Source organism: Streptomyces cupreus (assembly GCF_014257025.1).
Lineage (GTDB): Bacteria > Actinomycetota > Actinomycetes > Streptomycetales > Streptomycetaceae > Streptomyces > Streptomyces cupreus.
Genome location: NZ_JACMSF010000004.1, coordinates 171,527 through 184,585, shown reverse-complemented (window position 1 = coordinate 184,585; position 13,059 = coordinate 171,527). Strand labels below are relative to the sequence as shown.

At 65.5% G+C, this 13,059-nt stretch carries 11 protein-coding genes; 6 read left to right on the top strand and 5 right to left on the bottom strand.

Annotation, left to right across the window (positions count from 1 at the left end):
- Positions 1-39 precede the first annotated feature (39 nt).
- Both H4N64_RS05460 and H4N64_RS05455 read right to left on the bottom strand, forming a co-directional pair.
- Positions 40-894, bottom strand: coding sequence for a hypothetical protein (locus tag H4N64_RS05460; RefSeq protein WP_186280945.1), 855 nt, complete (start codon positions 892-894; stop codon positions 40-42).
- Positions 895-1,213: 319 nt separating this feature from the next.
- Positions 1,214-1,723 carry an NUDIX hydrolase gene (locus H4N64_RS05455; protein ID WP_186280944.1) on the bottom strand — a complete coding sequence of 170 codons (510 nt, stop codon included), beginning with the start codon at positions 1,721-1,723 and terminating at the stop codon, positions 1,214-1,216.
- A gap of 257 nt (positions 1,724-1,980) precedes the next feature.
- Between H4N64_RS05455 and H4N64_RS05450 the strand changes: the two genes are divergently transcribed.
- From H4N64_RS05450 to H4N64_RS05440, 3 genes are all read left to right on the top strand, one after another.
- Complete coding sequence (locus H4N64_RS05450; RefSeq protein ID WP_260859545.1) at positions 1,981-2,865, top strand: class I SAM-dependent methyltransferase; 885 nt, start codon at positions 1,981-1,983, stop codon at positions 2,863-2,865.
- Between the two features lie 315 nt (positions 2,866-3,180).
- A complete protein-coding gene (locus H4N64_RS05445; RefSeq protein WP_186281052.1) occupies positions 3,181-3,561 on the top strand; it encodes a MerR family transcriptional regulator in 381 nt (126 codons plus the stop codon).
- A gap of 48 nt (positions 3,562-3,609) precedes the next feature.
- Positions 3,610-5,187 carry a LacI family DNA-binding transcriptional regulator gene (locus tag H4N64_RS05440; RefSeq protein ID WP_260859544.1) on the top strand — a complete coding sequence of 526 codons (1,578 nt, stop codon included), beginning with the start codon at positions 3,610-3,612 and terminating at the stop codon, positions 5,185-5,187.
- Positions 5,188-5,488: 301 nt separating this feature from the next.
- Here the strand turns inward: H4N64_RS05440 and H4N64_RS05435 are convergent, their stop codons facing one another.
- Together H4N64_RS05435 and H4N64_RS05430 are read right to left on the bottom strand one after the other, a co-directional pair.
- Positions 5,489-6,034: a GNAT family N-acetyltransferase gene (locus tag H4N64_RS05435; RefSeq protein WP_222108570.1), complete on the bottom strand. Its 546-nt coding sequence runs from the start codon at positions 6,032-6,034 to the stop codon at positions 5,489-5,491.
- 8 nt (positions 6,035-6,042) lie between these two features.
- Positions 6,043-7,374 carry a hypothetical protein gene (locus H4N64_RS05430; RefSeq protein WP_222108569.1) on the bottom strand — a complete coding sequence of 444 codons (1,332 nt, stop codon included), beginning with the start codon at positions 7,372-7,374 and terminating at the stop codon, positions 6,043-6,045.
- Positions 7,375-7,994: 620 nt separating this feature from the next.
- On the opposite strand from H4N64_RS05430, the gene H4N64_RS05425 reads away from it, so the two are divergent.
- From H4N64_RS05425 to H4N64_RS05415, 3 genes are all read left to right on the top strand, one after another.
- Entirely contained in the window at positions 7,995-8,264 is a 270-nt protein-coding gene (locus H4N64_RS05425; RefSeq protein WP_186280943.1) for a helix-turn-helix domain-containing protein, read from the top strand.
- A 1,008-nt stretch (positions 8,265-9,272) separates the two neighbouring features.
- Positions 9,273-10,616 (top strand): transcriptional regulator, encoded by a 1,344-nt coding sequence (locus H4N64_RS05420; RefSeq protein WP_186280942.1) that lies wholly within the window; start codon positions 9,273-9,275, stop codon positions 10,614-10,616.
- A gap of 71 nt (positions 10,617-10,687) precedes the next feature.
- A complete protein-coding gene (locus H4N64_RS05415; protein ID WP_186280941.1) occupies positions 10,688-11,860 on the top strand; it encodes a serine hydrolase domain-containing protein in 1,173 nt (390 codons plus the stop codon).
- Between the two features lie 371 nt (positions 11,861-12,231).
- Here H4N64_RS05415 and H4N64_RS05410 read toward each other — a convergent pair whose 3' ends face one another.
- Positions 12,232-12,981 carry a phytanoyl-CoA dioxygenase family protein gene (locus tag H4N64_RS05410; RefSeq protein ID WP_186280940.1) on the bottom strand — a complete coding sequence of 250 codons (750 nt, stop codon included), beginning with the start codon at positions 12,979-12,981 and terminating at the stop codon, positions 12,232-12,234.
- Positions 12,982-13,059 lie beyond the last annotated feature (78 nt).

Below are 13,059 nucleotides of genomic sequence, written 5' to 3'. Positions count from 1 at the left end.
AGTTCTTCTCCTTGAACGAAGATTGCTTTCTGGCGCTGATCACTGGGACACCTCAAGGGGCTGCTTCGCCGTGCCGAAGAAGTCGGAAGGGTCGCGAGGGGCGCGGCCAGCGATGCGGATCCAGGTGTTGAACGCTGCGCACTGAAGGCCGTAGCGCAGCCCTGCGGCGATCCGGGCTGTCCTGTCAGGCGCTCCGAGGCGTTGAGACAGATGAAGCGCGAGTCGTTCACGCCTGTAGTGGGCGCCGGCAAGCCGGTAGTCCGAGCTGTAGTCAGCTGCGAAGTGGATCAGAGCGGGCTCAACTTCAGTCCCCTGCTTGGCGAATGTGCACGCCCCGGCAAGTGCATTGACTCGCAGTGGGCCATTGATGCCGATCGGAGTCGCGGATGCGAGAGCAGTGAGATCTTGGGCGTGGATACCTTGCTCGGCGAGCGCCATCGCCAGGAGGGGCTCGTCGGCGATTCCTCCGCGGAAGGTGTGCAGCCCCAATTCGGTGTACTCGTTGACCAATTCGCGGGCCCGAGCGAACACTTGCCGAGTTGCATCGGTGGAGTGGAGGAGGATCAGGCCGCTGTTGCACTTCGGTAGCCAGCCTGTACCTGCTGCGCGACACATTGAGGCGACGTCCCCGTACCAGATTTCGTCTCGGTCGGCTGTGATGTCACGCCCGACTACTCCAACGTCGGAGCTGTCGAAAAGGTCAAATACTGGCTCGATGGGGCGGACTGCAAGAGCATCGGCGTCCAAGTAGAGGGTGCGCGGGTACGGGGCATACGTATCGAGACTTAGCTTGAGGCGGCAGTCATCCGACTGCCCAGTCTTAATCTTGATCACCGAGTCGTACGCCTTTGTTGCTACACATCGCACGTCGTCGGTGACCAGGGTGCGATGCATGCCGGGAGAGTGGCGCTGCAACGATAGGGCCAGTGAATATGCTTGGCGGTGGTATCGCCTGTGCCCGTAGGCAAGTACCAAGATGCCGCGGTCTGGTACGTTGCCTCGCCCGTTGCCTGGACTCTCAGTGATCGGTTTGTGCGGTACGGATGCCACAAGTCTCCCCTCCCGCCGCTCATTCGCCGAGCCTGCCGACTCGGACATGTGTGATCCTTTGCGCCACTGTCTTGCAGGGCACGCATCATCCACGTTCTTGGATACGCACCAGTAGAGAGAGTCAATTCAGCCGTCAGCGTTTTGGTGGCGGACGGCTATCACCTCAGGTCCGATAGATCTCGTCGTGCAGAACCGACAGGTCGAGGCCGAAGACATTAGTTGCGACAGCGGCAGCGGAAGAAATCTGCAGCGACCCCTCTGCTCCCCAGCCGAGGCGATCGGGAACATAGCTGACTGGTGTCAGCAGCCTCTGGAATGAGCGACAGCTGCCAAGCGCGGGGCTCCGGCGATGGAACGTGGTTATGCGCGCTGCCAAGAAGAGTTCGGCATAGGTCAATTCGGCGTCTTCGTCTCGAACCTGTCGATATCCCAGATAGATAGGTTTTGTGATGGTGACCCGATACCCGCTTCGGCACTCTCGGACCAACGTTGCGAGGTAGTCGTATCCGTCTGCTTCCGTTTCACTGCCGGGCATTCGGAGCCCGGGGCTTTCGCCGTGCTCCACTCCCAGCAAAACCCGGCCGGCGGCGTCAAAGCAGAAGCCGTAAACCTGTCGCACATCGGTCTCGTCCGGCATACGACTCGGGAGCCATCGGTGCGTCAACGTGGTCACGTTGTGCCCCTCCTCATGGGCCGTCCAGCAGGTGTCGGGAATACGGACACGGTGTGAGGTGTGTTCCAGTGCGGCGAATAGCCGCGCTTCCCGCTCGCCAAGGTGTTGCTCGCGGGGAGAGGGTGCATTCAACATCCGGCTCCGGACACGAGCCGAACGAGCTTGTAAGGATGCCTAGTTCGTAGGAGCGGGACCATCGCCTGAGTGATATCACCGAGGTGATATGTGGTCCCGAAGGCCGGTGATTGGATGACGGCATGAATGAGGCATCCGAAGGGCTCAACCTCGCCAGCCGGGACATGATGCGAGCCAATGAGCTCAACTGGGACGCGCGTACCTCTGTCCACATCGGCAGCAGGTACTACGGCCTCGAAGACGGCAAGGCTTCCGACCCTTCTCGCTGGTTTGCCCCTTTCGAGTGGGAAGACCTCGGTGAACTGGAAGGGCGCGACGTTCTCCACCTTCAGTGCCATCTCGGTACCGAGACCATCGCCTTCGCCCAACGCGGCGCCCATACGGTAGGTCTCGACCTTTCTGGGCAGGCCGTCTCCTCAGCCAGAGAACTCGCGCAGCGCGCCAACATCTCTGTCGAGTACGTCCAGGCCAATGTGTATGACGCAGCCGAAGTTCTCGACGGGCGTCAGTTCGACGTGATCTACACCGGGAAGGGGGCCCTGTATTACCTCCCCGACCTGATGCCGTGGGCCAATACGATTGCCAGACTCCTGCGCCCGGGTGGCAGGCTGTACATCGCCGAGTTCCACCCGCTTCTCAACGCCCTGCGCCCCCGGCCCCACACCGGTGACGGCCCTGACCTCGTTGGCCACGATCACCACGCCAGCAGTCTTGCGATCGGCCATGACTACCTGGCCAGCGGCGCCATCCAACGCGAGTCCACCCACACGTACACCGATGGTCCGGCCCTCCTGGGCGCGACGGACTTCTTCGAGTGGATGCACGGGCTGGACGATGTGGTCAACGCCATCGTTACCGCCGGCCTGCAGATCGAGAGACTGCGGGAGACGTCGCAGCTCCCCTGGCGCCGCTGGGACCGCATGGCCCGTACCCGCGAAGGCTGGTGGCAGTTGCCCGATGACGAGCCGAGGATCCCCCTGCTGTACGCCCTGCTCGCCCGACGGTAGAGGCGACTAGGGAGTGAGAGAGTAGGGCGTGCGTTCTTGGAGTGGCCGGTCCGCTGGCCATGACGGAGCAACTCCACGCTCCCTATGAGGATGCCCGTGAACGTCAGCTTGGGGAACTATGTGGCGTGGTCACGTCCACGGACGGGGTGTACGGCGGGCTGTTGAGGCCATCGCCGATGGGTGGTTTGAGCGTGCATGCGGGTGGCGTGGGGCATAAGGCAGCCGTCATCGGCTGAGCCTTCGGGAGAACGCTTCAAGATCTCCGAAGGAGGCCGTCCGATGACCGCTCCGCACGGTGTCTTGCATCACTCCGCGATGCCCCCTGCCCTCGTGCGCCTCCGTCCCAGCACCGAGGATGAAGCCTCCTTGCCCCGTCTCTACCGCTCCGAGGAGATCGCCGAAGCCCTCGGCTGCTCTGCCTGGTGGGTCAAGGACCGCGCCCGGCGCAGCCTCATTCCGCATGTCCGCGTCGGCCGCGCATACCGCTTCACCGCCGAACACTTCGCCGAGATCGTCCGCCTAAATGAAGAGCGCCCGACACGATCCGCCGGCGGCGCGGCGGCTGTTCCAGCCGCGACATCGCCTCCCGCCGCACGAGCCCGTGCCACCCAGCCTCGCCGGCCTACCGCGGCCTCGACGACGGGGCGTCTGCGGGCCCGTCCGCCGCGCCGTACCCGGTACGAGTCCGTCGCGTAGCGTGCCCGCGCCAGCCGCAAGCCAGGAGCCGGGGGAGGAAGACGGAAGTTGGGTTTCGCGGAGAAGCGCGGAAACTACTGGCGCGGTCGGTACAGGATCGCGTCAGGCAAGCACCTCACGGTCGTCGACGAGAGCGGCAAGGCGATCAGGTTCGCCACCAAGGGCGAGGCCCAGCGCGCCGCGAGCGAGGCCGAGAACAAGTACCGGCGCGGCGACTGGCGTGACCCGGCACTTGGCCAGGAGACCTTCGGCGAGTACGCGAACCGATGGTATGAGGCCCAGGATCTGGCCGCCTCGACCATGCAGAACTACCGCCGCCACATCGAGGAGCACCTGCTCCCCGAGTTCGAGGACAAGGCGCTCGCTGGCATCCTGCGCACGGACGTCGCCCTGTGGGAGAAGAAGGAGAAGACCGTGTATGCGGCCTCCAGCGTCAAGACTTGGCGCTCGACGCTCCACCTGATCTTCGAGGACGCGATCGACGAGGGCCTGATCACGGCGAACCCGGCGGCCAGGCGGCGAGGGCGCGGAAAGCGCGCTGGCCGCTCCCGCGACCGCGGTCCGGAGAAGGTCGTCACCGACGCTCTCGGTATCCTGCTGACGGCCGAGCGGGCCTCTCTGCTCTCCGGCCGCGACGACGAGTTCGTCGCCGTAGTGCTCAAGGGGTACACCGGCATTCGCTGGGGCGAAATCGTCGGCCTGGAGACGGAGTTCGCCCGCTCAGGCATGATCCGCGTCGAGTGGCAGCTGTACGAGCTCGACACGGGCGAGCTCGTTCGCTGTCCGCCCAAGGACGACAGCTACCGCACCATCGACGCGATGGACTGGCTGTCGGCCCTGGTCGCCAACCACGTCGCCCGCACGAAGCCGAAACCCTGCCCGTGTCACGGCAAGACCTACGTCTTCCGGGGGCAGGGCGCGGCCCGTACTGGTGGCCACCAGAGTGCGAGGCTCATCGACGTCGCACGCCGTGCCGAAGTTTCCACGGGCACGGTGTCCAACGTCCTCAACCACTCCGACCGCGTCACCGAAGCCAAGCGGGTGAGGGTGGAGCAGGCCATCGCAGACCTCGGGTTCGTGCGGGGTGAGATGGTGTCGGAGCACGCTGCCCACTGGCGTCGAAACGGTTTCGCGACCTGGCTGTTCACCCCTGCGGTCTCGGGCTGGTACCCGAAGAAGGCGCCGCAGGAGGCCCGGCCCGTACCGCTGCTCGGCGAACCATGGCCCGGCGTCCCGGCGCGAGGACGTGGCGCCCGAGAGAGGGCCGACGCCTGCTGGCTCCCGATCGCCAAGGGCCTCACACCCCATGGCCTCCGCCACACCCACCGGACTGTGATGGAGGACCTCGGCACCGAGAAGGTCCTCATGGACGAGCGCATGGGCCACATCGACGGCTCGGCCTCGGCGCGCTACGCCCACGTCACCATCGGCATGCGCAAACGCCTCATGCTCGGCCTGACTGAGCAGTGGGAGACGGCGCTCGACGCCCGAGTGGCCCTGTGTCCGACGTCTCCGGTGCGCGTGCTCAACGATTTCCTGCGCGCACGCGCGTCCAGTCCAATTTCCTCGCCATCGATCAATACGCTGCTACCAGTCACGATGGCGGGCCCGGCCCGCAGTTGCTGAGGCGGATCCCAGTGCGGCTCCCGTGATGCCAACAGGAGCAACCAGTGCGTCCGTGGCCCACACCGTCGGTGACGGACTCCCGGCAGGTGTCGTGCTGGACACACCAGATCCAGCCAGGGTCTCGCCCTATGCACCGGGGTCCGAGGCCCGCATTGCGAAGGCCCGGGGCAAGAACCCGTGTCGGCCGAGACCAGGCCGGTCGGTGGCAGGGCCGGCCGCGCCGGCCAGACCCCGGTCGGCCGCGGGCGGCCGGCCTTCCCGGAGGCCGCCCCCGGGCCCGAGCGGTGGAGTCCGCTGCCTTCTACTGGGGCTGCCATTCGTGCTCGAGGACGGAATACAGGACGCTGTCTCGCCACGAACCGTTGGTGAAGACGTGGTCCCGGAGGACTCCTTCCCGGGTGAAGCCGAGTCGTTCCACCAGCGTGATCGAAGCAGGGTTCTCCGGGCCGATGGCGGCACTGACGCGGTGGAGTCGGAGGACTCGGAAGGCGAAGTCGGTGAGCGTCCGGGCGGCATCGGTTGCGTACCCGCGGCCCCATTCATCCGCCGCGATGGCGTAGCCCAACTTCCCGGCCTTGACGCCGGCGAAGGCAATACGGGCAAAGCCGATCACGCTGTCGTCGTCGGGGCGCGCCACCGCCAGGTAGAACTCCGTCCGGGGCGACTCCTGGGCACGCTTCACCGCACCTTCGATCATGGCCCGAGCCTCGTCACCGCTACGGCTGTCGAAGGACAAGAAGCGTGTGACCCGATCATCGCCGATGATCTTCAGTGCGTCGTCGACGTCGTCCAGCGTGAATTCACGAAGGACCACACGCTGTCCACTCAGACGCAGGGGGTAGTTCACGAGACTCCTCAACGGGGCAGAGACTTCAGCGGTGTACGGGTGAACATCTCGATCTGCTCTTGCAGATCAGATCCTTCCTCGGCCAGCGGAGAGTCCCGCAAAGCCCGGTGTACTCGCTGCGCACTGTGAACGATCCCGTTGATGCGCTGCTCGGGTGCGAGATCAAGGACGGGGAGGACGGCCTCCGTCGCGCCCTCCAACTCGCCCATCCGGATCCGGGCGATCGCCAAGCCGGCCCGGCTACCAGCTTGGTCGCCAAACGCCCATTCCGGAGTTGACTCATCCTCATACTCCAGCACAGCCCGCTCGGCGTAGTCCTGCGCAGCTTCCGCCTCGGACGGCAGCCACGTCAGGGCGTCAGCCGCGTAGTAGATCTGGCGCACCCGGCCGAACGTGCACAGACCGCCCAGTTCGTCCACCTCGTCCTCTTGGACGGACGCCCAGGCATCCTCGGCTCGCTGGATCGCTACGCGGGACTTGTCGACGTTGCCGAGTGCCGCCCAGGCACGGGCCTCGTTCATCGGCAGCCACACCTTGGCCGTACTGCCCGCCAGAGCGGCGAACTCCGCACCAGATTGCGCGTACTGCACGGCCTCTCGAGTACGGCCGGCCCAGTACGCCACCAGGGACTGCACGCCGCGGATCCACGCCCGCAAACCATTGTGATCAGCCTGGTCCGCGCACATGAACGCCGTACGGGCCTGCGTCAGCGCGGCGTGCGGATCAGCCAGATCGTGGCTAGCTTTGGCCAACATGCCTCCGGTCACTCCTGCCAGAAGGTAAAGCTGGCGCGCTTGCCCAGGGCGCCGCTGGCGCTCGAGCAAGGTGTAAATGGTGTCCTGCGTCTCGATCATGTCGGGCAGCAGCTCAGAGAGAGGTCGCTGCGGATATTCCATGGCGAGGCGTTGAACGTCCGCGTGGACCTGTTCCATGGCCTCGGGAGTGAGGTCGGTCTGCCCCGTCGTCAGGGCGAAGCGTCGGGCCCGCTGTGCAGCCACGTTGATCAGCTCCTTGTCTGCGGTGGGATGGCCAGTCGCAATGACCAAACCCGAAGGCGTGCTCCCCGCCACGAGCGACCCATCCCACGGGCTGAGCAGCTCCTCAAGCGGTTTGCCGAACATCATCTGCAGAACACGGCGGGTAACGGGGTTGACCCCGGACCGCTGACCGGAGGCAAGACGCCGAAGATGCCGAGCAGTCAGCGTCGCGTCCTCGCCCATCTTGCGGGCTAGCACCCCGAAGTCGCGGGCGATCTCCTCGTACGTCTTGGGCTGCTGCGAGAGCAATAACTCAAGCATCGTTCGTGGATCCTGGCCGCTCTTGCCGGCGTTGCCAGCCATTGCGTCGCCCCCTGCTACGTGGTCTGCATCTTCAGGTTCCCGCGCTTTCCGAGAGCTGCCGGCCCTGGTCCCGTTCTGGTCCGCATACGGTCCGCCAGGGGTCCCGAGCAGGCCCTCGCATGGTCATCGTCTCCTACCTGAGGCTTCTAGTCATGAACTTGACGAGCACTCAGCGCAGGGCAGTGGTCCGCATGGCGTTGCCCTCTGGGGTTTCCAACTCGTACTCGGACGGTGCTTCCGTGTGCGCACTGCGGCGCGGCCAGGCCACCGAACTCAACTGCTGCGTCGCCGCCGTCGGAGCCTCCGTATCTTCGGCGAGCCCCTGATGCCTCAGCTACCCAGTCGCCGATGTCATGGTCCTGCACTCGCCATAGCCCCACCAGTCGTCCCAGCGACTGGCCGCGAATGAGTGCCCACTAACCGGAGGAGATGTGTCCGTATCGGCTGTAACTACCTTCGAGGCACCTCGCCCGCGACAGACACGCCGGTGCAAAGGATGTGGATGCCACCTCAGCCGCTACAACGATGAGACGTCCTGCGCCGCGTGCATCCGCCGGACACAAGAGCCGCCGACGCTGGCGCACGTTTGGTCTGATGCCGAGGTTCAACAGGCGCTCGCCATGCGGGACTTTGGGACCTTCTGTGTGCTGGTCCGCCGCCTTGGAGGGCTACGACAAGAAGACCTGGCCACGTTGACCGGGCTCGGTCAGTCGTTTCTGTCGATGCTGGAATCAGGCGTACGGCGGCTCACCAATATCGACAAGATCATCATGATGCTCGATGGCCTTGACGTGCCGATCGAGCTCACTGGCCCCATGCTGCGGACCTCAGCGCACCCCACTCCACCCCATGGCGAACCCTCGGGGTCATTGGGACATTCGCCGTTGTAGGACTGGCTCGGCAGATAAACCGTTTCAGTTGCGACTCAGCGAGCCGATTCGGTTCGTGCTGCAACGTGCCCGGAAATCCGCCATTGCTCTGGCAAGCCAAGCCCCGTTCGCCCAGTGCTCTCAGGGCGGGCCGTGGCCCGGCTCCCCGATATGCCAGGACCATGGAAATGGAGGGACGCCGAATTCGGCACCGACCTGGGCCAGCGTCTCGTTCTTGGGCAGGTTCACCCTTGTGTCATGGAGTCACTCGTGCATGCCAGGCGATTCGTCGGACTCATCGCGCATCCAGTTCGGCATTCGGAGCATAGGACCGGTGAGTTCCGCTGGAGCACCGAGTCCTGCAAGGAGCTCGACGATTTTGTCTATGTTCGTCAACCGGCGTGCGCCTGACTCGAGCATGGACAAGAAGGCCTGGCTCAGCCCTGTGAGTACAGTCATGTCACTCTGCCGTAAGTTGCTGGCGACACGCACCAGTTGACATAGTCTGCCGAAGTCGCGAGCGAGCAGTGCTTCCTGAATGTCTGTACGGGCCCATACCTCGGTAGGCACGCTTGGAGCTGGCTCAGACAGATGCCGCCTCCTGCGTGAACAGGCGCTGCAATATGGCTCCTCGTTATATCGACTAAGGACGCATTCGCACTGCTGGCACCGGCGGCCGTCTCGCGTCTCGTCGGAGTTGCTGACGCGTTCTGTCCATGAACCCCGCCGGTTGGAAGCGCCAAGTAGTACCTCGCCCACTGGGTGTGTGGTGATCGGGGACCGACTCGTCGACGAGGGGGTGCTCGTCGCCGGATAGGGCATGGCGAGGCTCCATCAGTAGATCGGTGATCTCGTGCAGAACCGGGCTCTCTGGCCGGCGGGGTGCTGAACAGCCTGGTGAATCAGTGAAGCCATCTGGTGACCAGGCGGGAAGGTTTCTAGGGGGTTTCTCTCGACGCTGATGGCCCTCATGTGCACGTCAGCGTGGGTAGTCTCCCATCATCGAGCAGGGATGACGGGAGGCCTGGCATGACTGGTGAGTCGTTAGCAGTGCACCCACTGACCTTCGTCCGTCAGTCGAGCGGATGGGGGAAGGCCGAGCTAGCCAGGCTCATGCAGGCGCGGGGGAAGGAACTGGGTATCCCCCTGGCGACCAATCGCACGACCGTTTGGAAGTGGGAGCAAGGCCAGGAGCCGGACGCCGATGCTCAGCGCGTCCTCGCCGACCTGCTGCGCGTTCCGTACGAACAGGTTCAGGCCGAAGGATGGCCGCGGTGGCTCCCCGTGTGGGAAGTTACTGGGCTCACTGCCCCCTGGACCGAGGCCGGTACCGTCGAGGCTCTGGCTGATCTGGTTGGGAGTGGCCGCATGGACCGTCGGGGGTTTCTCACCATCACAGGCGCGGCCCTGACGGGGCTCGCAGCGAGCTGGGCTGAGGCGCCCTCCGCCTTCGCCTCCGCACTCAACGGAGATCGCGTCACCGACACGATGGTCTCGACGATCGAGCAGCGCATCAGCACACTCCGCACACTCGACGACCAGCTCGGAGGCGCCCGACTCCTGGAGCAGGCACGCGGCGATCTCGCCCTGATCACCGGTCTCCTGGACGCCGGCCGCTATACGGACAAGATCCGCATCCGCCTGTACGCGCTGGCGGCCCGGGTGTCGCACCTGACTGGTTGGATGGCCTACGATGCGGGGCTGCGATCGGCAGGGCAGCGGTACTACGTCGGGGCCCTGCGCAGCGCCCGGACGGCTGGAGACGACGCCTTCGGGGCCTTCGTCCTGGCGGAGATGGGGGTCCACGTCTCCGAGGCCGGACGGACCGCCGAGCGAGTCGACCTCATCTCGACCGCCATCGACAACGCTCCTCGAACGCTGTCGCGCTACACCCAGTCCTTTCTCTACCTGCACAAGGCCGAGGCGCTGTCCCGCGACGGCGACCACTGGAGGGCTGGTACGGCGCTGAACCGCGCCGCTTCTCTCTGGGAGCGCCACACGGTGGAGGAAAACCCGGACTGGCTCGACTGGTTCGGCGAGGCGCAGTTGAAGTCGACTGAGGGCAAGGTCCTGTTGCGCTCGGGCCAGGTGGAGCGCGCGACGAGTTCGCTGGCGGCCTCCGTCAAGAAGGCCGCGCCCCGGGACAAGGCCGTACGGTCCAGCCGCCTGGCTGAGGCCAGGCTCGCCGGTAACGACTTGGACGGCGCGCTCGACGCCGCCAACTACGGTGCTGAGCTCCTCGAAGGCAAGGTCAGTTCCGTGCGGGCCCTGGACCGCTTGAAGGAGTTCTCTGCGCGGCTTGAACCGCACAAGTCAGTTCCGGCCGTCCGCGAGTTCCGTGAACGCCTTCAGGCGCTGCCCGTCGCATCCTGATCGAGATGAGGTTGGGCGCACCGAGAGGGACCACCCTCCGTGCGAGCGGCCGAAATGCCAGGATGGTCGGCATGACGACGATCAACGGTGAGGTCGCGGACGGGTTCGAGCCGGTGGGTGAGGCGTTCGCGGCGAACTTCGATCAGCACGGGGACGTCGGCGCGGCAGTGTGCGTGTACCGGGATGGCCGGCCGGTGGTGGACCTGTGGGGTGGGATAGCCGACCCCGACACCGGTCGTCCGTGGGAACGGGACACGCTGCAGTTGGTTTACTCGGCGACCAAGGGGGCGACCGCCACCGCGGCGCACCTGCTGGCCCAGCGCGGAGCGCTGGACCTGGACGCGCCGGTGGCCAAGTACTGGCCGGAGTTCGCCGCAAACGGCAAGGCGGAGATCCCGGTGCGCTGGCTGCTCTCCCACCAGGCCGGCTTGGTCGCGCTGGACCAACCGGTTCCGCTGGCCGAGGCGCTGGCCTGGCAGCCGATGGCGGCCGCATTGGCCGCTCAACGTCCCGTGTGGACTCCAGGTACCGCTCACGGATATCACGGCAGGACCTTCGGCTGGTTGGTCGGCGAGGTGATTCGCCGGGTGTCCGGCCGCACGCCGGGCCGTTTCTTCGCCGACGAGATCGCCGGCCCTCTGGGACTGGACTTCTTCATCGGGTTGCCAGCGAGTGAACGCGCCCGGGTCAGCCGGATGGTGTATCAGCAGCCCGATGTCGATTTCACCACCGTGCCTCCGGAGTCGATCCCCGAGGAACTCCGCGAACTGGTCGCGGCGTGGCGCGACCCGAACTCGTTTAGCAACAGGGCGTTCGCGGTCACCGATCCGGCCGAGATCGACTTCAACTCGCTCGAGGTCCAGGCTGCGGAACTCCCGGCCTCCAACGGCATCGGCACCGCGCGCGGACTAGCGCGCATGTACGCCGCCCTGATCGGCGAGGTGGACGGCGTACGCCTGCTCACTCCGGAGACCCTCGCATCGGCGACCAAGGAGCAGGCAAGCGGTGCGGACCAGGTGATGGTGGCGCCGAGCCGGTTCAGCTCCGGATACATGCTGTCGACCGAGACCAACCCCATGACCGGGCCCAATGCTTTCGGCCACACCGGTCGTGGGGGCTCACTCGGCTTCGCCGACCCGGAGCACGGGATCGCGTTCGGCTACGCGATGAACCACATCATCGGGGGCCCCGACGATGTGCGTGCAACGTCGCTGGTCGACGCGGTGCGAAGGTCGCTGGGGTGAGAGTTACGGGGATCTTCCCCTCAGGAAGGCAGACCCTCAACCCGCCTGAACCTCCGCCACGATAAAGAGAAGGTAGCCAGCTGCCACCGACAGCATTATCACACGCGTGATGTGCCAAGTCCCCTTCTGCTAATGCAGAGTTGGGAAACGACAGGCACTCCTGTGCTCACCATCGCGTAGCCAGCGCGCGACTACCTGCCTCGCCATGGCCTTTCGCGGCTGGCCTGGTGAAGAGCCGCCCTGTCCCTCGGCTCCCCCCGTAGCTGAGGGACAGGGCTTCATCGCGGTTGCTGCCGGACTTGGTGGGTATGGCCGACCGGCCCTGGTCGGTCGATACTATGCACAGACCCGGCTCCTCATGTCGTTCCCTATCAGCGGAATTCGGCGAGCGGATCAGTGACGGCCTCGCGCCACCGATCACGGTGGCCGCTCGCATGGAGCCGGTAGTACACCGTCTCGCGCCGCTCCTCGTCAGCCGCACCGTCGTGGTCACCGATGTTGTGGGCGAGCAGGTAGTGCGCGAACAGCACACTGCCCGCACTGCCGACGGCTTGTCTCGGCTCTCCGAGCTCGATCTTTGGATAGGGCCCCGGATTCATGTCCTCGACGGAAGCCAGGGCGTCTGCGCCGCGTTCGGCGAGGTATTGCCCGAACCGCAGGTGGGTGCCCGGCCAGACCCACAGGTTCCCCCGATGCCGCCGGTCATGATCGGTGAGCCATACGCCAGCCAGCAGCGAGAACGTCCCAGGACGTCCGTCCGCTTCCCCTGGCGTCAGGCCATCGACGTGCGGCCCACCCGGCCGATGCGGCCAGGGCGGGATCGTTGTGGCCACCTGTGCGAAAACGGGGTCCTGCGTGGCCAGATCGGTACGCAGTAGCTGGGTGGCGAGCTCCCCGATGCCCGTCTCCCGATAGAAGTCGAGCAGCGGATGGCCGGTTGAGGGGAAGGACGGCCACAGGAAATACGGTCCGACGTGGTCGTCGGCGGGGGGCTGCCGCTCCAGCATGGCAGCGACCACCCTGCGGCCTGTGTCGATCTGTTCGCCGCGGAGCACGTCGGGAATCACTATGAATCCCTGCTGACCGAACGTGGTCCTCATCTCGCCAGTGATGGACGCCATGCCGTTCAGTGCATCAGGCAGCGTATTCCCGAGCAACCAAATAACTCTTGCGGTCCACGCGCAGATGCCGTCCCAGCA